Source organism: Gluconacetobacter sacchari, assembly GCF_014174255.1.
Lineage (GTDB): Bacteria > Pseudomonadota > Alphaproteobacteria > Acetobacterales > Acetobacteraceae > Gluconacetobacter > Gluconacetobacter sacchari.
On the sequence record NZ_JABEQJ010000007.1, the window covers coordinates 1 to 22,813 of the forward strand.

The following is a 22,813-nucleotide window of genomic DNA, read 5'->3' on the forward strand; positions in this document are numbered from 1 at the left end:
GACCGCCCGCATCTCAGGCCAAACCGCCCTCAGTGCAATCCGAAGTCTCGTCGATGGAACGTTCGTCGTCGCCTGATCAGCACCAAAAAAGCCAGCCCCGTGAGCAGTTACGTACCCAGGACCGCACGACCGGGACGCCGCCCGACAGCCAGCCGATCAGGAACGGCAGCAGCGTTCCGAACAGGACGACACCGCAGGCATAGCCGATCGCCAGGCCCCGGCCCCTCTGCGCGGCGGGAAACACCAGACCCATCTGCCCGTCGAGTGGGGCGAAATAGGATAGTCCCAGCAGGTTCAGGCCGAGCGGCAGGACCAGCACCAGTCCGGGATGGCGCCCGACCGCGCAGGCCGCGCACAGCGAAAGGACAGCCACGAGCCCGCATCCGGCCAGGGAGGGCACGATGCGGCCGGTGCGGTCGAACCTGTTGGCCAGGCGCCAGCGCAGCGGGGTGAACGCCAGTTGCCCCACCACGCTGATCACGGAGGCATAGAGGGGGATGTCGGCGGGGACATGCAGTTCGGACTGGGCGTAGGCCAGCATGGCCAGGCCGAAATAGGTGATCCCGGCGCCCAGCGCGACCATGCTGCCGACCGTGACGACGCGCAGGCAGAAACGCGCATCGGCCGGCGGAGCCGGCATGCCGCGCGCAGCCGGCCCGCGCGGGGGAGTGGGCTCGGCGCCCATTCTGGCGAGCAGCGCGAGGATGCCCAGCAGCGTGCCGATTCCGAACGCGATGCGGAAGCCCGTTTCATCGGACGCGCCGGCGGGCAGGACCTGCCGGAGGCCGAACGTGACGGCCAGCGCGCCGAGGGAGGCCAGGATCTGTCCGATGGCCTGCCAGCTTGCGGCGCGCGTGGCGTGGGCGGGGCGGCTTTCGATGAGGAACGCGGTCGCGCTGCCGAACTCGCCGCCCATCGAGAGGCCCTGGCAGAAGCGGGCCAGCATGATGACGGCCGGCGCCAGCAGGCCGATCCGCGCGTAGCCGGGGACCGTGGCCAGGACGAAGGTGGCCGTGGTCATGATGACGATCGAAACCCGCAGGCTGCGCAGGCGCCCCTTTCGGTCGGCGTATCCTCCGAGGATCCATGCACCGACAGGGCGCGCGCAGCATGTCAGGCCGAAGGCGGCCAGCGCGGCCGTGGTCTGGGAGAAGCGGACGCCTGGCGGAAAGAACGTGCTGCCGATTTCGCGCGCGAAATGCGCGTACATAATGAAATCGAAATATTCCAGGACATTGCCGCCGATGGATGCCAGGGTGGCGCGCCTCATGCCAGCAGCTCCGTCTGCGCGCCGAGCGTGCGCAGGGCGAAACGGATGAACGACCGCAGCGCGGGCGCGTGATGCCGCTCGCGGTGATAGAGCAGATAGATCGGGCGCGACGGCAGCGTGGCGGTGGGCAGGACGGCGCGCAGGCGGCCGGTTTCGAGATCCGGGCCGACGAGGGTCGCGGGCAGCATGGCGATTCCGGCCCCTTCCAGCGCCGCGCGCCGGAGCGCCTGGGTTGAATTTGCCAGCGCGCGGCGGCGCATTTCCACGCATACCGGCCCGCGCGGCCCCTCGAAACGCCATTCCCGCCGCGCCCAGTGCCAGGGAGAACGTGCCGTGTAGGCGAAACACAGCCCGTCATGCGAGGCCAGTTGGCCGATGGTGCGGGGCTCTCCACGCCGGGCCAGGTAGGCGGGCGCGGCGCAGAGCACCATGCGGTTGTCCGTCAGGCGCCGGGAGACGAGGTTCGACGGCTCGGGCTCTCCCAGGCGGATGGCGAGGTCGAATTTCTCCTCGACCAGATCGACGCTGCGCTCGGACAGGATCAGTTCCACCTCGACCTCCGGATGGGCGATCAGGAAGGCCGCGACGCAGGACGTGACGTTTTCGGACCCGTAGGTGACGGGAGCGGTGATGCGCAGCGTGCCGCTGGGGATGGACTGGAGCGACTGGGCCATCTGCTCGGTCTCGGACACCAGCGCGAGGATGTGCAGGCATTTTTCGTAGTAGGCGGCCCCGAACGGGGTGAGGCTCTGCCGCCGGGTCGTCCGGCGCAGGAGACTGGCGCCCAGATGCTCCTCCAACTGGCGGACGTGATTGCCCACCATGGTCGTGGAGATGCCGCTGCGCTCGGCCGCCGCGGTCATGCTGCCCGTCTCGACCACCGCCACGAACACCGACATCGTCTGGAAAAAATTCATTTTCAATCAGAGCTTCATAATCCTGCAATCGCAGAGGAGTTTATCTGGTCGATAAGATTGCGCAACATTCCTTTCAAGCATCGTTCCGCCCTTTTTGATGGAGCCTTCCATTTCTGATGATCACCGCAGCTTCCGCCGCACGCCGTAGACGTTGCCTGCCTCTTGCCACGCTCATGACCTGCATCCTCGCGACGGGCTGCACGCTCGCCGATCGTCCGGCCGCCCCGCAGGCGCCGCCGGTCCATGCCACGCGGACCATGGCCGCCACGGCGAACCCCCGGGCGTCGCAGGCGGCGCTGACGATCCTGCGGCAGGGGGGCTCGGCCGTCGACGCGGCGATCGCGGCCCAGATGATGCTGGGCGTCGTCGAGCCGCAGGCCTCGGGCCTGGGCGGGGGCTCGGCCCTGCTGGTGTGGGACGGGGAGCATTCCCGCCTGCATTTCTATGACGGGCTGGCACTGGCCCCCGCCGATGTGCCGGCCGATTACGCCCATGATGCCGCCGGGCATGCCTGGCCGAAGGAGACGGTCCAGCGCAGCGGGCGCGTGGTGGGCGTGCCGGGCACGCTGCGCACCATGGCGCTGCTGCATCGCCGCTATGGCAGGTTGCCGTGGGACCGGCTGTTCCAGGATGCCATCGGCGCCGCGCGGGATGGTTTCGCGTTGTCGCCCTACCTGCATCTCGTGCTGACCGAACGGCCGGAACTGGCGAGGCTGCCGCAGTTCGCCGCCTATTTCGACGCGGCGGGCAAGCCGCTGGCGGTGGGAACGATGCTGAAGGACCCGGCCCTGGCCGCCACGCTCGCGCTGATCGCGCGGGAGGGGGATGCGCCGCTGTATGACGGCATCCTGGGCGAGCATCTGCGCCGGGCCGTGGACACCGGCCCGCTGCCGGGCCGTATCAGCCGGGCGGACCTGTCGCGCTACCGCGTGCGCGAGCGGACGCCGCTGTGCATCACCGCGTTCGGCCGCCGGATCTGCTCGGCCGCGCCGCCCGTCGCCGGGGGGCTGTCGGTGCTCCAGCAACTGGCGATCCTCGATCGGGTCGGCATCGCGCGCTATCAGCCGGGCAGCGTCCAGGCCGCGCATTTCCTGCTGGAGGCGTCGCGACTGGCGGAGGCGGACCGGCGGCGTTACGCGGCCGACCCCGATTTCGTGCCCGTGCCGACCGACGTCCTGCTGGACCCTGCCTATCTGGATGCGCGGGCGCGGCTGATCGCGCCGGACCACGCCGCGGCGACGGTGCGGCCCGGCACGATCGACGGCCGGCAGGCGATGCGCCCGGCATCGGACCCGATGGCCCTGCCCGCGACCAGCCACATCGCGATCCGCGACGCGGCGGGCAACGCCGTGTCGTTCACCACCACGATCAATCTCAATTTCGGCAGCGACCTGGTTTCGGACGGGATGGTGCTGAACAACGCCATCACCAATTTCGCCACCCGGCCGCGGATCGACGGCCAGGTGCCCGCCAATGCCGCATCTCCCGGCAAGCGGCCGACCACCACCATGTCGCCGACCATCGTGTTCGGCCCCGACGGGCAGCCGGAAATCATCATCGGTGCCGGAGGGGGGGCGCGCATCATCGATTCCGTGGTGCAGACGCTGGTGGGCCGCCTTGCCTGGGGCATGAGCATCCGCGATGCGATCGACCAGCCGCGCATCGGCGCGCAGAACCACGCCGAGGAGCTGGAGCGCGGGTCGGCGGCCGAGAGGCTGGCCCCCATGCTGGAAGCCATGGGGCACAAGCCGAAGATCGACATCATGAACGCGGCCGTCCAGGCCGTGGTCGTGACGCCGCGCGGCCTGGAAGGGTGGGCGGACCCGCACAGGGACGGTGTCGCGATGGGGGACTAGGACAGAGGATTTTTCAGGTTCGCGGAACAATCAGGGATTTGGACACCATGCGCATGCGCTCGGCACGCTTTCTTCTGCTTTCATTTTCGGCGCTTGGGGGATTCGTGCCCCTGACGCTTTCGGCCCAGACACCAGCCCGGACGCCAGACCGGACCGCCCCCGCCGCCCGGGACCAGGGCGACCGCGCCCCCGCGCGCAAAATCGTGCGACAGGCAACGGCGACGCCGCGCGTGCTGCCCGGGATCAACGCCGCCGAGGCGCGCCCGGAGACGGTGCAGGTGACCGGCTCGTTTCTCGGCACGTCGAACAACGCGAACGCGAACCCGGTGCAGATCATTACCGCGCGGCAGATCCAGCAGACATCGGCCACGACGCTGGGCGACTATCTCCAGCGCCTGCCCTCGATCGGCTCGGCCGGCACCAGCAACGCGGAACCGGCGGCAGGGGCCGCCTGCACCGACCTGCGCAATCTCGGCGGCAACCGGGTGCTGGTGCTGATCGACGGCAAGCGCACCGCGATCAACGGCAATAACGACTGCGTCGACCTGAATACCATTCCGGTCCAGCAGATCGCGAGCGTCGAGATCCTGAAGGATGGCGGATCCGAACTGTACGGCGCCGATGCCGTTTCGGGCGTCGTCAACATCAAGCTGCGCCATGATTTGGGCGATGGCGGCCTGACCGCGCGCGGCGGCATCACCCCGTATGGCGACCGGCGGACGGGCGTGATCTCGGGTTACAAGGGATTCAATTTCGACCATGGTCGCGGCAACGTCACGGTCTTTGGCCAGTACGACACGCAGGGCATGGTCTATGAGCCCACGCGCGCCTGGGCCGCCGACCCGCAGGTGACCAATGCCCCTGCCGGGATCGCGCGCTTCGGCTCGTCGATCCTGCCCGAGACCCGCGTGACCGGCGGCGGGCTGAGCCTCGTCTCGAACAATGACGGCACGTTCCACAAGCGGACGGCCGCGGATACCTACAATTTCGCGCAGGACAAGAGCCTGCTGGGGTATCTCCAGAATTCGTCGCTGTCGGGCGATGCCCATTATGACGTCAGCCCGCATCTCACGCTTTATTCCAACGTGCGCTACAGCCATCGCACCGCCTCGATCCTGAACGCGGCGGAGCCGGTGGAGGGCAGCATCGCGCCGTCCACCCTGCCGGAAAGCCTGATCCTGCCGGCGGGCAGCCCCTATAACAGTTTCGGCCGCGACGTGTACCTGACCAGGCGCATGAACGAGTTCGGCCCGCGCGCCGACAATAACGCGAGCGATACCTATACCGTCATGGGCGGCGCGAAGGGCGAGATCGTCGCCGGATGGCAATACGATGCCTCGATGACCTATGGCTGGAACCAGGATACGGACTCGATCCAGAATATCGGCAATTACCTGCATATCACGCAGGAACTCGGGATCCGTCAGCTCGACCCGTCCAGTGCGTCCAGCAAGGTGGTCTATGACCCGACGGTGTGTACCGGCCAGCCCGGATGCGTCTTGCAGAACCCGTTCATGCCGTGGTCGCAGCAGGCCGCGAATTATGCGAAATTCACCGAGAACAATCATTCCTCCTACCAGTTGCGCGACTTCAACCTGCGGCTCCACAACGACCATGTGGCGCATATGCCCTATCGCGACGGGGGGACGCTGGGGATCGCGCTGGGCATGGAGCATCGCAGCGAGCAACTGAGCTACAGCCCGGACCCGATCCTGGCGTCGGGGGATTCGGCCGATAGCGGCTCGGCCTATACCGGCGGTGGGTTCAACGTGACGGAAGTCTATGGAGAGGCGAAACTCCAGCTTCTGCACAACGCCTTTCTGGCCCGGGACCTGACGGTCGATGCCCAGGGCCGCTGGTCGGACTACAACACGTTCGGCTCTACCCGGAACTGGAAGAGCAGCATCAACTGGGCGCCGGTGAGCGATATCCGCTTCCGCGCCACGCTGGGGACCTCGTATCGCCAGCCCAACGTGTACGAACTCTATGGCGGGCAGAGCTTCGGCTATGTGGCCGGCAACGATCCTTGCAGCCAGGTGTCGTCCTATGGCGCCTCGGCCGCCGCCGTGCAGGCCCGTTGCCTCTCGGAAGGGGTCGATCCGAAAACATTCGTCAGTACCAATGGCGGTTACGTGCCGACCATCAGCGGCGGCAATACGCATCTGCGCCCCGAAACCGGAAAGACCTATACCGTCGGCGCCGTGGTCACGCCGCACTGGGTACCCGGCCTTTCGGCCTCGGTGGAATACTGGCACTACACCATCAAGAACACGATCTCCTCGATCGGGTCGCAATATATCCTCGATCAATGCTATACCGGGGCGGGTTCCGCGTATTGCGGGTCCATCGCGCCGCGCTCGGCGTCGGGGCAACTGACGTCGGTCTATGCCCTGGACGAGAATCTGGGCGGCCTGCGGACCAGCGGCATCGATTTCGACCTCGACTACCGGCTGCGGCTGTCGTGGCGGGATACGCTGTCGCTTTCGAACAATTTCCAGCAACTGGTGAGCTATCTCGAACAATATGTGCCGGGGGGAGCCTGGTACAACTATGCGGGCAGGCTGTTCTACCAGGGCGGAATCGGCATGAACGCGGGCGGCCAGCCGCGCGTGCGCGATTATGCCACCGTGACCTGGCGGCATGATGCCTTCAGCCTGACCTATATGATGACCTATACCGGCGGCATGGTCTGGAACAACGGCACCCGGGACCTTACACGCGCGACCGCCGGCCAGTACCAGACTCCGGGGATCTTCATGCATGACATCACGCTGGGCTATCGCCTGAAACGCTGGAACTTCGAAGCGGGTATCAGCAATCTCCTGGATAAGAAGCCGCCCTTCGTGTTCGATTCCATCTCGAACACCAATCGCGCGGTCTATGGCGCGCTGGAAGTCGGACGCTACATGTTCCTACAGGCGGGAGTGAATTTCTGATGATCGGTCGCCGCGCGCTGCTGGCCGCCCTGGCCGCGAGTTCCGTCCTGACGGCCTGTGCCGCCACCCCTGCCCCGCCGGTGCCGAAGGCCGTGCCGCCGGCCGACCGCCCGGATGGAGATGGCGGGGTGAGCGCCTTCTACCAGCCTCCTGCGACCGTGCCCGCGGGGCCCGGGCACATGCTCCGCACCGAAGCCATCACCGGGGCGACGCTGCCGCCGGCCGCCGGCGGTGCGGAGCGGATTCTCTATACCTCGACCAGCGGCGTCGGTGCCGGGACGCAGACCGTCGTTTCCGGACAGATCATCCTGCCCAAAGGCATGCCGCCCGCCGGGGGATGGCCGATCGTGTCGTGGGAGCATGGGACGACCGGCGTCGCCGATGTCTGCGCGCCGTCCTGGCGCGGCTATTTCTCGCGCGACCGGGCCTATCTGGACCGGTGGCTGAGCGCGGGATTCGCCGTGGTGGCCAGCGACTACCAGGGACTGGGCACGCCCGGGCCGCACCCCTATCTGCTCTACCGTCCCGAGGGATACAGCGCGCTGGATGCGCTGCGGGCCGCCCTGGCCCATGATCGCGGCCTGCTGTCCAACCGGATTATCCTGGTCGGGCAGTCGCAGGGCGGGGGCGCGGCCCTGGGGGCGGCGTGGCTGGCCCCGCGCTACGCCCCGGAGCTGCATATCCTGGGCACGGTGGCCACGGGCGTGGTGACCGCGTTCGGCATCGGGCCGCACCCCGCGCATCCGCCGGTGCCGCGCAGCACCACGGAATCCGCCACCATGTCGGCATCGTTTGCCATCCTGACGACCGAGGGGAGCGAAAAGAGCCTGCATCCCGGGACGGATGTCGACGCGGACCTGACGCCGCGCGGCCGCGACCTGGCGGTGCAGGCGCGACGGTCCTGCCTGGGGGACCTGTTCAAATACACCACGCGCGAAAAGCTGGGCGAGACGGAGGCCTTCGTGGGCGGGCACGCGCGCTTCGACCCCGAGCGGATCGCGGATTTCCGTATTCCCGATGCCCATCTGACGATGCCGGTCTTTGTCGGCACCGGGATGGCCGACGGCGAGGCCGGGGTCACGCAGCAATATAACGCCGTCGCCGCCATGTGCGACGCCGGCACCAACGTCACCTGGAAGGAATATCCGGGACTGACGCATAACGGCGCGGTCAATGTCTCGGCCGGGGAGTCCGTGCCCTTCGCCCTGGCCCTGCTGCATGGCAAGCCGGTCCGGAGCAATTGCGCGACGATCCGCCCGCTGACGGCCGTCCAGGCGCCCGCGCCCGGTATCCGCTGGAACAACTAGGACCGGATGGCCCCGGGGGGACTGGGGCACGGTCGAGGCGGCCAGGCGTCCTTGATCGGCCTGTGCGGCCGATGCACGTCGCGGCCGGTCGGCGTTCAGCTATTTGCCCACCGGGTGGCGGCGTCCCTGGCGAATGCGGCATAGGAGCGTGGGGCGCGACCGAGCAGTTTCGTCAGGTGCGCGATGTCGCCTGCCGTCGCGACCGCGCCATCACTCTGGTAGCGGGCGAACATCAGGCGCAGATCGAGCGCGTGCCAGGCCGGCAACATGGTCTTCATGCGGTGTTCCATCACGCCGAGATCGTCGCCGCCGTAGCGAATGGCCGAATGGCGCGGCCGAGCGCCGCGCTCCAGGTAGCGGCGATGGTTTCACCGGTCAGGCCGTCCGGGCCGACCAGCGCATAGGTCTCGCGGCCGAGGGGTGCCGCGGCCTGCTCCCGGCGAACCAGTTCGATCGCGGCGGCCTCGCCGATGTCGCGGATATCGACCATCGAGACGCCTTGGCGCCGATCGGCGCGCCGTATGCGCCGAATTTCAGCAGCGGGTCTTTCTGACGCAGGTCGTTCCGTTCCAATCGAGAATAGGAGACGGCATGTTCGAGACGGCGCGTCTCAAAATCGGAACAGTGCGATGAATCTCGAAGCCCTCTCCGACTTCAATCTGGTCGCTGCCCATGGCGGCTTCGGGCGCGCCAGCCGTGTGACCGGTCGGCCGAAGGCGACGCTGTCGCGTCGGATCGCCGAACTCGAACAGAGCCTCGGCGTCAGGCTGATCGAACGAGGATCCCGGAGCCTGCGACTGACCGACGAAGGGCGCGCGCTCCATGAGCGCACGGAGGGGCTGCTGTCGGAAATCGCGGAGGCAGGCGAGGCCGTCATCCTGGGGGCATCGACCCCGAGGGGCCGATTGCGGGTCAGCGCGCCGGTGGTCTTCGCCCATGTGGCACTTCCCCGGATCGCCGCCTGCTTCGCCGTCGCCTTTCCGGAGGTCCAGCTTGAGATCGTCGCCGAGGATCGCATGGTCGATCCGGTCGAAGACGGCTACGACCTGGTGATCCGCATCGACCCTTCGCCGGATGAAAAGCTTGTCGGCCGCCGTTTCCTCACCGATGAACGTTGGGTCGTGGCGCCGACGGACATGAAGCGGCCCATTCCGACGACGGACGGCGCGGCCTGTCCCGTCAGGGCCGTCCTGCTGAGTGCTGCGCCCTCGACCGCCGTCTGGCGCATGCGTTCCGGAACGGCCAGCGAGAGCGTCCTCGCGCCGAAACTGGTCATGCGCCTCTCGTCACTCCTGATGGTGCGCGATGCCGTGCTGGCGGGCGCGGGCGCGGCTCTGCTGCCGAAGCTTCTCGTCGCGGACGATGTCGAAGCGGGCCGGCTCGCCTGCTGGGGAACCCACGCCGGCCCGTCGGTTGAAATCTGGGCGCTGCAAAGTTCGCGCCGTCTTGTCGGCGCCAAGGTTCGTGCTTTCCTGGACATGGTCGAAAAGACGTTCCCGGAGAAGGTCTTCGTTTTACCGACCTGAGCGAGGGCCGGAGCGTTGCTGCTGGCACCGGCATTCCGGTGCCGCGGTTCGCGGGGGTCACGTTCCGATTGGTCGCATTTTTATATTCTGCTCCAGAATGACTGGGGTGGTCGGGGATACGGCCATTCCTGCTGGGAGAAGTACCGGGCAAGCTCGTCGTCAATGCGTGTCGTCGTCTGTTGTGCTTCCTGTCCCAAACCCTGTCGCAAGGTGCCCGGAATGCCCAGTACAGGCCCAATCATATGAACGGCGGTTCCCGCGGAGCCTGCTGCCGACGCAATGCCAAAGCCCGCGCCTGGCATGGCTCCGGTTGTGCTGGAGGTCGAAAACGTCAGTAATGTCGGCTTTTCCGCATGCGGGACTGAAAGCGTGGTGGACACGCGCAGCAATGCTTTGCCCGCGCCATATCCAATCAAAAGACGTGCGATGGCACTCCCGCTCCGGACTTGAGTGATGACGCATTGCAGAGTCAGATCCGCCGCCTGCCCTGGCGGGACCACGGCCAGATTCCGCGCAGCCAGGAGATGTGTGAGATCCTGCGTGAGGTCGGCTTCGGCAATTTGCACATCGTGACTGTGTCCGGCGACCCGTTTAGCCTTTTTTGGCAGGGGACTGGTGTCCGACACGACGATCGAGATGCTGTGGGGGCGGGGCAGTCTGGCGGGCGGAGCCGTCATCGACTCGCTGACCACGTGGGTTCCCGCACACCCTGCCAGCAGGGGCAGGCAAAGGAGGATGACCGAAAGACCGGGCGGGCAACGCGTGTGTGAAGGGTATTTGTCCATAGGGCGACTATCGCCATTGACCGAAAGACCCGCTAACATTGCAAGGTCATAATTCGTTCGTTTTAGGCCAATGACGTCCCAGTCAACCATGGAGAGCAGCGTGGATTGTCTGCCGGCCGACTGTGCGATTCTGGCCCAGATAGATCGCGGCCTCAGTGTGGCGAGTCCCATGCATAGTCATTCCCATGGGGAAATATACGTCATTCAGAACGGGCATCTGCTGTCGACTTCCGCCGATGCGCGCTGGCTTATTCCTGCTGGTCAAGCCTATTGGGTGCCCGCGGGAACATTGCACGGGGGATCACTGTCCAACGTGTCCGGCATCCGGATACATGTTTCCGCTGATATGACGAAAGAATTCTTCCCCGAAGCGGCTGTTGTATTTAACGCAACGCCATTGATTCTTGCGTTGATGGAGCGCTGGGGCGAGGAAGCCGAGCATGGATTGCCGAAGCGAATGCTCGACAGTCACAGGCTCGCGGTGCTGCTCGACGAAATGGCACGCAGCATTGCGCAGCCTGTTATTTTGCCTATTCCGACGCATCAAGTGATGCGCCAGGTCATGTCGGACTGGTCGATGGAATGCGATGAGCGCGCCAGTCTTGACGAACTGGCCAGCCGCTGCCGCATGTCACGACGGACATTCACCCGTCACTTCCGGGAAGAAACCGGTCTTTCGCCGGGAGTCTGGATGCAGACCGCGCGTCTTTTGCGTGGTTACAGCCTGATGGCATCCGGTGCCTCGGTCACGGAGACGGCATTTATGCTTGGCTACGACAGCGCGACCAGCTTCTTCAATCTCTGTCGTCGTTTTACCGGTATGAATCCCAGCGATTTCGCTCGAAAATGATTGATCGTGATTCCTTGATGGGCGCTGATCGAAGGGAGCCGCGGGTCGAGGCGGTCAGGCGTCCCTGATCGGTCTGTGCGGCAGATGCACGTCGCGGCCGGTCAGCATCATGTTCCAGTAGAGTTGCGGGAAAACCCTGGTCTTGAGGATCCAGGCGAAACGGCTGGGCTTGCGCTGGTCGTAGTGGAAGCTGGGAGCCGGCACGCCGCCATAGAGAAATTCCGCCAGCACCACCCGCCCGTACGACACCGTCAGCGGGCAGGCGCCGTAGCCGTCATACGCCGCCGCCAGCGGGCGACCGTCCAGCGAGGCCAGCAGGTTGTCGACCACCACCGGCGCCTGGGCGCGGGCGGCGGCGGCCGTCTTGGCGTTGCTGGTGCCGATGACGTCGCCCAGGCCGAACACGGTTTCGAAACGCGCGTGGCGCAGGGTCGCGGCATCGACGTCCAGCCAGCCGGCCTCGTTGACCAGCGGGCTGGACTTGATGAAATCGGGGGCGCTCTGCGGCGGGGTGACATGCAGCATGTCGAACGCGCGCGTGACCGTGCTGCTGCTGCCGTCGGGCGCGGTGACGGCGAAGGTGGCCACGCGCTTCGGCCCGTCGACCGCCACCAGATTATGCCGCAGATGCAGGTCGATGCCGTAATAATCGATGGCATCCTGAAGCGGCGGCACGAAATACTTTACGCCGAACAGCGCGTCGCCCGCCACGTCGAATTCGACCTTCATGCGGCTGAGCACGCCTTCGCGCCGCCAGTGGTCGGACGCCAGATAGGCGATCTTCTGCGGGGCGCCTGCGCATTTGATGGGCATCGGCGGCTGGGTGAACAGCGCCGTGCCGCCCTTGAGCGACTGGATGCAGGACCAGGTATATTCCACCGTGTCGCGCGCGTAATTGCTGCATACGCCGTTGCGGCCCAGCGTCTCGGTCAGGCCGTCGATCCTGCCCCAGTCCAGTTGCAGGCCGGGGCAGACCACCAGGCGGCGATAGCCGATCTGCCGGCCGTCGGCGAGGGTGACGAGATTGTTCTCCGGCGTGAAGGACCGGACGGCCGCCCGCAGCCAGCGGACCCCCTTGGGGATCAGCCCGCCTTCCTGCCGCAGCGTATCCTTGAGGGCCATGACACCGGCGCCCACCAGCGTCCAGCCGGGCTGGTAGGCGTGGGTGGTGGCGGGGTCGATGACCGCGATCGACAGATTGGGCCGGGCGCGCCGCAACCGCGCCGCGACCGTCAGCCCCGCGGCCCCGCCGCCGACGATGACGACGGTGAAGCGGTCGCTATCCGGAATGTCGGTCTGGGTCGGGGCCATGGGCGTCTCTCCTTACGCTGGTATCCGTAACGGAGGCCGATCCTAGTCGCCCATGCCGCAAAGTCGTAAGCGAATTCCGGGAGGCTGCCCGGCGGGCCTACGCCTGGTCCTTGAACCAGACCTCGACCGGGCCCTGGAGCTTGATGGTCATGGGGTTGCCGCGCCGGTCCGTCGTGCGGCCGACCGCGAGCCGCACCCAGCCCTCGCTGATGCAATATTCCTCGACGTTCGTCTTCTCGACCCCCTTGAAGCGCACGCCGATTCCACGTTCCAGCAGGGCGGCATCGTGGAACGGGCTTTCGGCGTTGGCGCACAGGCGATCGGGCGGCGTATCACTCATCGGGAGGGACCTTTGCTGGGGATTCGAGTGTTGAGACAGCGGTGGTGACATAGCGGGTCCGGGCGGCCAATCCAACCGCCCGCGCGCGTCTGCCATGTGTCCGCGCGGCCTCACGCGTGCCGAATGCAATGGACATGCGGCGCGGAAACCGTGACATACGGTCCCGCTTGTCATTCGGGTTCATGGCGCAATTCCATGTCGGCTTCCGGTTCCACCTCTCCTTTCTCGGCCCCGCCTTCCCGCATCGCCTATCGGCATCGCATTCCCGTCGGTTCGCTGCCCGCGTGGCTGGTGATCCTGCTGGGGCTGGTGACGGCGATCGGGCCATTGGCGACCGACATGTACCTGCCGGCCTTTCCGGCGGTCGATCGCGAACTGGGCGGCGGCCCGGGCTCAGCGCAGATCACGCTGGCGGCATGGTTCGCCGGGCTGGCGGTCGGGCAGTTCTCGCAGGGGCCGCTGTCGGACCGGCTGGGCCGGCGCGTGCCGCTGCTGGGCGGGCTGACCCTGTTCAGCATCGCCTCGGCCGGATGCGCGCTGTCGGCCGATTATCACATGTTCTGCGTCTGGCGCTTCCTGGCGGCGCTGGGCGGGTCGTCCGGCGTCGTGGTGCCGCGCGCCATCGTGCGCGATATCGCGACCGGCGCCCAGGGCGCGCGGATCATGGCGCAACTGACCCTGGTGTTCGGCCTGATGCCGATCCTGGCCCCCAGCCTGGGCAGCCTGGTGCTGTCGGTCGGGCACTGGCGCTGGATCTTCTGGTTCGCGACGCTCTATGGCGTGCTGGGGGTGGGGGCCATCGCCTGGACCCTGCCGGACACCCTGCCGCGCGAGCGGCGGATCGCGCTGTCGGTCTCGACCGTGCTGTGGCGCTATGTCGGGATCGCGCGGGAGCCGATGTTCCTGTCGGCCGCGCTGCTGCTCGGGTTTTCGGCCTTCGTGATGTTTGCCTACCTGGCCAGCGCCCCGATCCTGTTCGAGCAGGTCCTGTCCTTCACGCCGCGGCAGTTCGGCGTGTTCTTCGGCATCAATGCCGCCATGTTCATCGCGGGCGCGCAGATCAATGGCCGGCTGGTCCACCGGATCGCGCCGCATGTGCTGATGCAGCGCGGCGTGGTGGCGATCACGCTGTCGGCCGGGCTGTTTCTGAGCCTGTCCGTCGCCGGCGTCGCCGGGCCGGGCCACCCGATGCTGGTCTGCGCCATGATCGGGCTGGTCACCGGGTCACTGGGCTTCGTCAATCCCAATGCCACGGTCCTGGCCTTTACCCGGCACGGGCACCATGCCGGCAGCGCCTCGGCCCTGCTGGGCACCCTGCAATTCACCATCGGGTCGCTGAGCGGCGTGCTGCTGGGCTACCTGCCGCTGACCAGCGCCGTGCCGGTGGCCGCCACGATGGCGGGCGGCATCGTGGGCATGCTGACATGCATGCTGTGGCACCGGCGGCATGCCCTGGCCGCAGAGTAGCGGCGACGTGCCGGATCAGGGGCGCCCGAGCGACTGGTAGGCAAAGCCCGCCGCCTTCATCGCGGCGGGGTCGAAGATATTGCGCAGGTCGACGACGACCCGGCCCCGCATCGTCGCCGCCAGTTGCGTTGGCGGCAGGGCGCGGAATTCGTTCCATTCGGTCAGCACCAGCAGCACGTCGGCATCCTGCGCCGCGTCGAGGGCGCTGTCGCAATAGGTCAGGCCCGGCGGCAGCAGCGGCCGGGCGACCGGCATGCCGACCGGATCGAACGCGCGGATCTGCGCGCCCTGTTCGGCCAGCCGCACCAGGATGGGAATCGACGGGGCCTCGCGCATGTCATCGGTTTCGGGCTTGAAGGTCAGGCCCAGCACGGCGACCCGCTTGCCGCGCACCGATCCGCCGCAGGCGGCGGCGATGCGGCCGGCCATGGCGATCTTGCGGGCGTCGTTCACCGCCACCGTCGCCTCGATCAGGCGGGTCGGCGCCCCGGCTTCCTGCGCGATGCGAGTCAGGGCCAGCGTGTCCTTGGGGAAGCACGACCCGCCATAGCCCGGACCGGGATGGAGGAATTTGCGGCCGATCCGGCCGTCCAGCCCCATGCCGCGCGCCAGGTCGTGGACATCGGCGCCCACCCGGTCGCACAGATCGGCCATTTCGTTGATGAACGAGATCTTCATCGCCAGGAACGAATTGGACGCATATTTGGTCAGTTCGGCGGTTTCCAGCTTCACGAACAGGACCGGCGCCTCGATCAGCGACAGGGGACGGTAGAGCGCGCCCAGCACGCCGCGCGTGCGCGCGCCGCCGTCGGGCGCGTTCTCGTCCACACCCACGATCACCCGGTCGGGCCGCATGAAATCGCCGATCGCGCTGCCCTCGCGCAGGAATTCGGGATTGGAGGCGACATCGAAATCGAGATCCGGCCGCTCTTCGCGCACGATTTCGGCGATGCGGCGGCTGGTGCCGACGGGAACGGTCGATTTGGTGACGATCACGGCATGGCCGCCCATGGCCCGGGCGATCTGGCGGGCGGCCTGATGCACGTAAGTGAGGTCGGCCTGGCCGTCGCCATTGCGCGGCGGCGTGCCGACGGCGATGAAGATCGCCTCGGCCCCCGTGACGGCCTCGGCGATATCGGCGCCGAAGGACAGGCGGCCCGCCCGGCTATTGTCGGCCACCAGCGTATCCAGCCCGGGCTCGTAGATCGGGATCCGGCCGTCACGCAGGGCGGCCAGGCGATCCGGATCGATTTCCACCACCGCGACATCGTTGCCGAATTCGGCGAAACAGGCGGCCGAAACCAGGCCGACATAGCCGCCGCCGATCATTGCAATGCGCACCGGTCATCCTCCTGTGGATCGCACTTCCCCTACGGCGCGGGAATATGGCGCCTCGACCGGCTTTTGGCCAGCTTGCCGCATGGCAGGGCAGCGTCGCGGAGATATATTGCATTGCACAATTTTCTTGACTCCGCGTGTCCTCACGATCATGAGAGAAGGTGAAGCAGCGCTGGTCGCGCTTCATGGACGTTTCCTCCCTAGACTACGGCGGCGCGCTTCGGTGCGCCGTTTTTTTGCCTATGGCATGGGGGCCGGCTTTTCGGACGCCCTCTTTGACGCGAGGGGCCTGGCGCGCTACGGCAGGGGGATGATGGATCCATTTGCCGCTGTTGTCCGGCCGGCCAGCCGGTTACGCCACGCGTGAACGCCGTACTCGATTTCATCGCGGCGCTCGGGCGGGCCGCCCTGAACCTGGTGCGGACCGCCGGCGCCTTGACCCTGTTTGCCATCGCGGCCGTGTCGCACCTGGTCCGGCCACCCTTCTACTGGCGGATCTTCCTCGGCGCGCTGGTCGAGATCGGCTTCTTCTCGCTGCCCGTGGTGGCGCTGACCGCCCTGTTCTCGGGCGGGGTGATCGCGCTGCAATCCTATACCGGCTTTGCCCAGTACCACGCCCAGGGCGCCATCGCCGGCATCGTCGTGCTGGCCGTGACCCGCGAACTGGGGCCGGTGATGGCCGGGCTGATGGTGGCCGGACGGGTGGGAGCGGCGATGGCCGCCGAAATCGGCACCATGCGCGTGACCGACCAGATCGACGCCCTGACGACCCTGTCGACCAACCCGATGAAATATCTGGTCACGCCGCGCCTGCTGGCCGGCACGATCGCCCTGCCCTGCCTGGTGCTGGTGGCGGACCTGCTGGGGGTGCTGGGCGGGTTCATCGTGTCGGTCGTCAAGCTGGATTTCTCGGCGCCGGCCTATATCGCGGCCACCTTCGGCGCGGTGAAGACGATAGACGTGACCGTGGGCCTGGCCAAGGCGGCGGTATTCGGCTTCCTGATCACGCTGATGGGCTGCTACCATGGCTATACCAGCCGGGGCGGCGCCCAGGGCGTCGGGTCGGCCACCACCGCCGCCGTCGTCGCGGCGTCGATCCTGCTGCTGGCGTCCGACTACCTCCTGACCGACGTGTTCTTCTCGCAATGACGCAACAAACCACGCCCAGGATCCGCATTCGGGGCCTGCGCAAGGCCTTCGGTCCCAAGATCGTTCTCGACGGGATCGACCTGGATGTCATGCCCGGGACCTCGATGGTCATCATCGGCGGGTCGGGCAGCGGCAAGTCCGTCCTGCTGCGCTGCATCCTGGGGCTGATCCCGCCCGATGCCGGCACGATCGAGATCGATGGCGTCGATCTGCTGTCCCTGCCCGCCCGGCGGCGGGAGGCCGCGCGCGAGACGATCGGCATGCTGTTCCAGAACGGGGCGCTGTTCGACAGTCTCAGCGTGTGGGAAAATGTCGCCTTCGGCCTGCTGGCCGCCGGGCGGAAGCACGGCAGGCGCCCCAGCCGGGCCGAGGCCCGCGCCCAGGCCGGCCGGGTGCTGGAGCAGGTGGGGCTGGACCCGTCGGTCGGCGCGCTGTCGCCGGCCGAACTGTCGGGCGGCATGCAGAAGCGCGTGGGCCTGGCCCGCGCCATTGCCGGCCAGCCCGATATCCTGTTCTTCGACGAGCCGACCACCGGGCTGGACCCGATCATGGGGGCGGTGATCGACGGGCTGATCGTCGATTGCGTGCGTCGGCTGGGATCGACCGCGATCGCGATCACGCACGACATGGCCTCGGCCCAGCGTATCGGCGACCAGGCGGCGATGCTCTACAAGGGCAAGCTGATCTGGCAGGGGCCGGCGACGTCGCTGCTGGACAGCGGCAATCCCATGGTCGACCAGTTTACCCATGGGCGGCGCGAAGGGCCGATCCGCATGGAGTTGCGGCAGTGACGGACGCCGTTTCCCGCTTTCTTCCTTCAGCAGGGAACAGACGCCCCCGCCTTTCGGAGTGACCGTGGCCCGTCGTCCTTCCGTCCATTATGTCTGCCAGTCCTGTGGCGCCGTCTTTCCCAAATGGGCGGGGCGCTGCGAAAGCTGCGGCGCGTGGAACAGCATCGTCGAGGAAGCTGTGGAACCCGCCGCCGGCGGGGGCGCCGCGCCGCGCCGCGGCCGGGGGGCGAAAGTCGCGTTCGTCAGCCTGTCCGGCACCGCCGAGCCGCCGCCGCGCATCGGCACGCGGATGGCCGAGCTGGATCGCGTGCTGGGCGGGGGGCTGGTGCCGGCCTCCGTCGTGCTGGTGGGCGGGGACCCGGGCATCGGCAAATCGACGCTGCTGTTGCAGGCCGCCTGCGCGCTGGCGGCCACCGGCCGGCGGGTGAAATATATCTCGGGCGAGGAAGCGGTGGACCAGATCCGCCTGCGCGCGCGCCGGCTGGGGCTGGATGCGCCGGGGCTTGAGATCGCCGCCGCGATCAACGTCACCGACATTGCCGGCACGCTGGAGAGCGAGGCCGACGTGGCGCTGGTCGTCATCGATTCGATCCAGACCATGTGGCTGGAATCGGTCGAGAGCGCGCCCGGCACCGTCAGCCAGGTGCGCGCCACGGCGTTCGAGCTGATCCGGCTGGCCAAGCAGCGGGGGTTCAGCCTGATCCTGGTCGGGCATGTGACCAAGGAGGGTGCGCTGGCCGGCCCGCGCGTGCTGGAACACATGGTCGACGCGGTGATGTATTTCGAAGGCGATCGCGGCCACCAGTTCCGCATCCTGCGGGCCGCCAAGAACCGGTTCGGCGCGACCGACGAGATCGGCGTCTTTGCCATGACCGACCAGGGGCTGGTCGAAGTGCCCAACCCGTCCGCCCTGTTCCTGGCCGAACGGCGGGGACATATCGCCGGATCGGCGGTGTTCGCCGGGATCGAGGGCACGCGGCCGGTGCTGCTGGAAGTGCAGGCGCTGCTGTCGCCCAAATCGGGCGATTCCGCGCCGCGCCGCGCCGTGGTGGGCTGGGACCCCTCGCGCCTGAACATGCTGCTGGCGGTGCTGGAGGCGCGGTGCGGGCTGAAGCTGCACGGCATGGACGTGCATCTGAACATCGCGGGGGGCCTGCGCGTGCTGGAACCGGCGGCCGACCTGGCGGTGGCGGCGGCGCTGGTCTCGGCCGCCACCGGCAAGCCCACCCATGCCGGTGCCGTCTATTTCGGCGAGATCGGCCTGTCGGGGGAAATCCGTCAGGTGGCCCAGGTCGATGCCCGGCTGAAGGAGGCCCGGAAACTGGGTTTCGATGCCGCCTTCCTGCCCCGGCGCATCGCGCGCGGCAATACCAGGCTGGTCGCGCCCGATGGGCTGCACCTGAATGAAATCGGCCATCTGGGCGACCTGGTGGCGCTGTTCGGCGGTGCGGACGGCGAAGAGACATGAACTCGGGCGGCCTGGTGATGCTGGCCGAGCCCGCCCGGCTGGAACGGGACATCCGCAAGAGCCTGTTCCTGGCGCGGGCCGCGCCGGTGGCGACCCCCGCCGAAGCGCTGGCCTTTGTCCGCGCCGTGTCGGACCCGGAGGCCACGCATAATTGCTGGGCCTATCGCATCGGACAGGCGTATCGCAGCGACGATGACGGCGAACCCGGCGGCACGGCCGGCCGGCCGATCCTGCAAGTGATCGACGGGCAGGGGTTCGACATGACCGTCGTGGTGGTCACGCGCTGGTTCGGCGGCATCAAGCTGGGCGCGGGGGGGCTGGTTCGGGCCTATGGCGGCACGGCGGCGGAATGCCTGCGCCTGGCGCCGCGCGTGCCGATCGTCCGGCGGACGCGCCTGGCCTTTCATTGCGGGTTCGGCGACCTGGCGCTGGTGCGGGCGCGCCTGCCGTTGCTGGATGCGGTGGTGGAGGAGGAAGCGTTCGACTCCGAGGGCGCCAGGCTGGTGATCGCGGTGCCCGAGGACGACGCCGCCCAGGTGACGGCCCGGATTGCCGACCTGACCCGGGGGCAGTCGGTCCCCCGGGCAGAGGAGTGAGGCCGGCGAGCGGATCCCGGGCGAATCAGGATGGCCCTGTCCGCGAAGGGGAACGCGCACCGCCCAGCCGGACGAACGTGATGAGATTGCCTGCCAGGACCAGCCCCACCCCCAGCGTCATGCCCGATGTCCACCGCGTGCCCTCGAACAGGATCGAGATCAGCAGCGCCACGACCGGGGACAGGATGGTGGTGTAGGCCGCACGATCGGCGCCGATGCGGTGAACGAGATGCAGATAGGCCAGGAAGGCGACGACCGACCCGGGCAGCGCGAGATAGAGCAGGGCCGCGATCCAGGCGGGATCGGTCGAGCCGGCCAGGGATTCGCCGCGGATCGCCTGGGAGAGCCCCAGCACCAGGCAGCCCCAGAGCATGCCGCGAAAGACCGCGTTGGGCAGGTCCACCCCCGCCATCGCCACCCGGCGCGACAGGATGTTGCCACAGGAGAACAGGAAGGTGCCCGTCATCGCCAGGACGGCGCCGGTATGGGAAATTCCGCCCACGCCGCCCAGCCCGGTCAGGCACGCGACGCCGCAGATCGCGATACAGCCGCCGGCGATGCCGCGCGCGCTGGGGCGTAGGCGGAAGAACAGCCACTGGTTGAGCGTGTTGAACAGGGTCGCCAGACTGAAGATCACCGAGACGGTGCCGCTGGCCAGCATCGTCTCGGACCGGTAGATCGCCAGGAAATTGCACGAGAACATGCAGGCCCCCATCGGAGCCAGCCATAGATGGGTTCGCCATGGGACCGGGCGCAGCCGGCCGGACAGGCACAGCCACAGGCCCATGGCCGCCGCCGCGATCAGGAATCGCCAGAAGATCGCGGCGCCCGGCATGGTAACGCCGACCTGCACATGGATGGCGAACCAGGTCGTGCCCCAGATCACGACGACGCATAGAAACAGCAGGCCGAGCATGGTTTTCAACGGTTTCAGCCGGCCGGCAGGAGCCCCGGCAATGTGCCGGGCTGATTGATCCCGTCGAGAAAGGGCCGGATCTGCTCCGGCGGACAGGGCCGGCTGATGAGAAAGCCCTGGACTTCGGAACAATTGACCCCCTTGAGGTAATCGAACTGTTCCTGCGTTTCCACGCCCTCGGCGGTCGCGACGACGTTCAGGCTGCCGCACAGGCTGGTGATCGCCCGGACGATCGCGGCGCCGTCGCCATTGCCTTCATGCAGGTCGTTGATGAAGCTGCGATCGATCTTGATCCGCGTGAACGGCAGGCTGTGCAGGAAGCTGAGCGACGAATAGCCGGTGCCGAAATCGTCCAGCGCGATCTGCACCCCCTTTTCGCGCAGGCGCGTCAGGACCAGGGCGGCCCGGGGCACGTCGTCGATCATCGCGGTTTCGGTAATTTCCAGTTCGAGCCGCGAAGGCGGGCATCCGGTGCGTTGCAGCGCCGTCTCCACATTGTCGACCAGGCCGTCATGGCGGAACTGCGCCGCCGAGACGTTGATCGAGACCATGATGTCGTCCGGCCATTCCATCGCCTGCCGGCATGCCGTCTCCAGCGTCCAGGCGCCGATTTCGTGCATCAGGCCCATCCGTTCGGCCACCGGGATGAAATCGGCGGGCGGGATCAGGCCCTGTTGCGGATGCAGCCAGCGGATCAGGGTCTCGACCCCGACGATGCGTCCGCTCCTGACGTTCAGGAACGGCTGGTAGTACAGGACGAATTCCTCGTTCGCCAGCGCCCGGTGCAGGTCGCGCTCCAGGTCCATGCGCCGCCGGCGCAACGTGTCGAGTTCCGGATCGTAGAAACAGATCCCGTCGTCGCTGCCGCCCTTGGCGCAATGGAGCGCGACGTCGGCCTTTGCCATCAGCGTCTCGCGATCCTCTCCGTCGGTCGCGAAGCGCACGACCCCGATCGCGACACCCACCGTCACCTCGTTGCGGAGGACCGACATGGGCCGGGACAGGACGCTGCGCAACATGCGGGCGAACCGGCGGATCGCGGGCTCGCCGCGTTCGGAACGGACGATCAGCGCGAATTTGTTGCCGCGGATATGCGCGGCGACATCGCCGCCCCCCACGGCGCGCCGGACCCGCAATGCGGCGATCCGCAGCAATTCGTCGCCCGCCGCGTGGCCCATCGAATCATTGACGCGCTTGAAGCCGAACAGGTCGAAATAGAGCATCGCGAACGGTTCGGACGCCTCGCACAGCGCGCCCAACTGACGTTGCAGGCCCTGGCGGTTGGCGAGGCCGGTCAGATCGTCATGCTGTTCGAGAAAACGCGCGCGATTTTCCAGGCGCCGCAGATCGGTGACGTCCCGGCACAGCAGCAGGAACCGTCCGTCCTGCAACGCGACCCAGGACAGGGCCACCATGCGCCCCAGCCGCAGGGTTTCGGCCGACCAGCCTTCGGGCACGAGGGGCCATGCCGGCTCGCGCACGCTCCAGGCCGTGCCGGTCAGCGCTGTCAGCATCGTTCCGGCGGCGACGCCCGGTTTCAGGAGGTTCTCGGCCAGTCCGGCCAGCGCATCGAAGCGCGCATTGTGATGCGACAGGCCCAGACCGGCGTCGAACAGCGCGATGCCGTCGGGCACGGCGTCCAGTGTCGCGCGCAGGGATGATTCCGCCTGCGCCCCCGGATGGTCCCGCGAGATCGCGACCGTTACCGGCAGGTCGGCATCGCGTCCCGCGCCGGAAAGGGCGTGGCGGCGGACGCGGACGCAGAGATGCAGGCCGTCATGACGGACGAATACGCCCGCATGCCCGTCGGACGCGTGCGCATCGTTGGCCGGCGCATGCGGAAAGACGAGGAACAGGTCGGCGAAGGGCCGGCCGATGACATCGTCCGCGCCGTGGCCGGTCAGCCGCTCGGCGTCCCGGGCCCAGGCGGTGACACGTTCGGACGGATCGAGAAGGCAGACGAAATGCTCAGACACGCGCGTGCATCCCG

The 22,813-nt window shown here is 67.6% G+C and carries 20 protein-coding genes; 10 read left to right on the forward strand and 10 right to left on the reverse strand.

Translation table 11 applies throughout. The features are described from left to right. Positions 1-76: 76 nt before the first annotated feature. Positions 77-1,270 (reverse strand): MFS transporter, encoded by a 1,194-nt coding sequence (locus HLH48_RS06845; protein ID WP_182996760.1) that lies wholly within the window; start codon positions 1,268-1,270, stop codon positions 77-79. Beyond that, positions 1,267-2,187 (reverse strand): LysR family transcriptional regulator, encoded by a 921-nt coding sequence (locus HLH48_RS06850; RefSeq protein ID WP_182996761.1) that lies wholly within the window; start codon positions 2,185-2,187, stop codon positions 1,267-1,269. Before HLH48_RS06850 ends, HLH48_RS06845 begins: the two co-directional genes overlap by 4 nt. Before the next feature lie 173 nt (positions 2,188-2,360). On the opposite strand from HLH48_RS06850, the gene ggt reads away from it, so the two are divergent. The 3 genes from ggt to HLH48_RS06865 are packed head-to-tail and all read left to right on the forward strand — an operon-like array spanning position 2,361 to position 8,286. After that, entirely contained in the window at positions 2,361-4,043 is a 1,683-nt protein-coding gene (ggt, locus tag HLH48_RS06855; RefSeq protein ID WP_246387075.1) for a gamma-glutamyltransferase, read from the forward strand. Positions 4,044-4,090: 47 nt separating this feature from the next. Continuing rightward, positions 4,091-6,979 (forward strand): TonB-dependent receptor domain-containing protein, encoded by a 2,889-nt coding sequence (locus HLH48_RS06860; RefSeq protein ID WP_306309961.1) that lies wholly within the window; start codon positions 4,091-4,093, stop codon positions 6,977-6,979. After that, complete coding sequence (locus tag HLH48_RS06865; RefSeq protein WP_182996763.1) at positions 6,979-8,286, forward strand: lipase family protein; 1,308 nt, start codon at positions 6,979-6,981, stop codon at positions 8,284-8,286. Before HLH48_RS06860 ends, HLH48_RS06865 begins: the two co-directional genes overlap by 1 nt. A gap of 95 nt (positions 8,287-8,381) precedes the next feature. Here HLH48_RS06865 and HLH48_RS23170 read toward each other — a convergent pair whose 3' ends face one another. Beyond that, on the reverse strand, positions 8,382-8,564 hold the full coding sequence (locus HLH48_RS23170) for a hypothetical protein (protein WP_246387077.1): 183 nt from the start codon (positions 8,562-8,564) through the stop codon (positions 8,382-8,384). 11 nt (positions 8,565-8,575) lie between these two features. Then, positions 8,576-8,776, reverse strand: coding sequence for a hypothetical protein (locus tag HLH48_RS23175; RefSeq protein ID WP_246387079.1), 201 nt, complete (start codon positions 8,774-8,776; stop codon positions 8,576-8,578). Between the two features lie 139 nt (positions 8,777-8,915). Between HLH48_RS23175 and HLH48_RS06875 the strand changes: the two genes are divergently transcribed. Then, positions 8,916-9,812 carry a LysR family transcriptional regulator gene (locus tag HLH48_RS06875; protein WP_182996764.1) on the forward strand — a complete coding sequence of 299 codons (897 nt, stop codon included), beginning with the start codon at positions 8,916-8,918 and terminating at the stop codon, positions 9,810-9,812. A gap of 80 nt (positions 9,813-9,892) precedes the next feature. Here HLH48_RS06875 and HLH48_RS06880 read toward each other — a convergent pair whose 3' ends face one another. Beyond that, positions 9,893-10,768, reverse strand: a complete 876-nt coding sequence (locus tag HLH48_RS06880) for a DUF4410 domain-containing protein (RefSeq protein WP_182996765.1) — start codon at positions 10,766-10,768, stop codon at positions 9,893-9,895. Between HLH48_RS06880 and HLH48_RS06885 the strand changes: the two genes are divergently transcribed. After that, positions 10,767-11,447 carry a helix-turn-helix domain-containing protein gene (locus HLH48_RS06885; protein ID WP_182996766.1) on the forward strand — a complete coding sequence of 227 codons (681 nt, stop codon included), beginning with the start codon at positions 10,767-10,769 and terminating at the stop codon, positions 11,445-11,447. The two genes, HLH48_RS06880 and HLH48_RS06885, sit on opposite strands and share 2 nt — an antisense overlap. Positions 11,448-11,501: 54 nt before the next feature. Here the strand turns inward: HLH48_RS06885 and HLH48_RS06890 are convergent, their stop codons facing one another. Beyond that, a complete protein-coding gene (locus tag HLH48_RS06890; RefSeq protein ID WP_182996767.1) occupies positions 11,502-12,758 on the reverse strand; it encodes an NAD(P)/FAD-dependent oxidoreductase in 1,257 nt (418 codons plus the stop codon). Positions 12,759-12,855: 97 nt separating this feature from the next. Further along, the gene (locus tag HLH48_RS06895; RefSeq protein WP_182996768.1) at positions 12,856-13,098 is read right to left on the reverse strand and encodes a DUF3297 family protein; all 243 of its coding nucleotides are present in this window, start codon (positions 13,096-13,098) and stop codon (positions 12,856-12,858) included. A gap of 195 nt (positions 13,099-13,293) precedes the next feature. On the opposite strand from HLH48_RS06895, the gene HLH48_RS06900 reads away from it, so the two are divergent. Then, positions 13,294-14,565: a multidrug effflux MFS transporter gene (locus HLH48_RS06900; RefSeq protein WP_182996769.1), complete on the forward strand. Its 1,272-nt coding sequence runs from the start codon at positions 13,294-13,296 to the stop codon at positions 14,563-14,565. Positions 14,566-14,580: 15 nt separating this feature from the next. Here the strand turns inward: HLH48_RS06900 and HLH48_RS06905 are convergent, their stop codons facing one another. Then, on the reverse strand, positions 14,581-15,894 hold the full coding sequence (locus HLH48_RS06905; protein WP_220795033.1) for a UDP-glucose dehydrogenase family protein: 1,314 nt from the start codon (positions 15,892-15,894) through the stop codon (positions 14,581-14,583). A gap of 372 nt (positions 15,895-16,266) precedes the next feature. Between HLH48_RS06905 and HLH48_RS06910 the strand changes: the two genes are divergently transcribed. The 4 genes from HLH48_RS06910 to HLH48_RS06925 all read left to right on the forward strand — a co-directional run bounded on the left by HLH48_RS06910 (position 16,267) and on the right by HLH48_RS06925 (position 19,907). Next, positions 16,267-17,052, forward strand: a complete 786-nt coding sequence (locus tag HLH48_RS06910) for an MlaE family ABC transporter permease (RefSeq protein WP_182996771.1) — start codon at positions 16,267-16,269, stop codon at positions 17,050-17,052. Beyond that, positions 17,049-17,843: an ABC transporter ATP-binding protein gene (locus HLH48_RS06915; RefSeq protein ID WP_182996772.1), complete on the forward strand. Its 795-nt coding sequence runs from the start codon at positions 17,049-17,051 to the stop codon at positions 17,841-17,843. Before HLH48_RS06910 ends, HLH48_RS06915 begins: the two co-directional genes overlap by 4 nt. A 64-nt stretch (positions 17,844-17,907) precedes the next feature. Further along, the gene (gene radA, locus HLH48_RS06920) at positions 17,908-19,311 is read left to right on the forward strand and encodes a DNA repair protein RadA (protein ID WP_182996773.1); all 1,404 of its coding nucleotides are present in this window, start codon (positions 17,908-17,910) and stop codon (positions 19,309-19,311) included. Next, positions 19,308-19,907: an IMPACT family protein gene (locus HLH48_RS06925; RefSeq protein WP_246387080.1), complete on the forward strand. Its 600-nt coding sequence runs from the start codon at positions 19,308-19,310 to the stop codon at positions 19,905-19,907. Before radA ends, HLH48_RS06925 begins: the two co-directional genes overlap by 4 nt. A 25-nt stretch (positions 19,908-19,932) precedes the next feature. Here HLH48_RS06925 and HLH48_RS06930 read toward each other — a convergent pair whose 3' ends face one another. Continuing rightward, on the reverse strand, positions 19,933-20,823 hold the full coding sequence (locus HLH48_RS06930; protein WP_182996894.1) for a DMT family transporter: 891 nt from the start codon (positions 20,821-20,823) through the stop codon (positions 19,933-19,935). Between the two features lie 14 nt (positions 20,824-20,837). Beyond that, positions 20,838-22,799: a putative bifunctional diguanylate cyclase/phosphodiesterase gene (locus HLH48_RS06935; RefSeq protein WP_264812734.1), complete on the reverse strand. Its 1,962-nt coding sequence runs from the start codon at positions 22,797-22,799 to the stop codon at positions 20,838-20,840. Between the last annotated feature and the right edge of the window lie 14 nt (positions 22,800-22,813).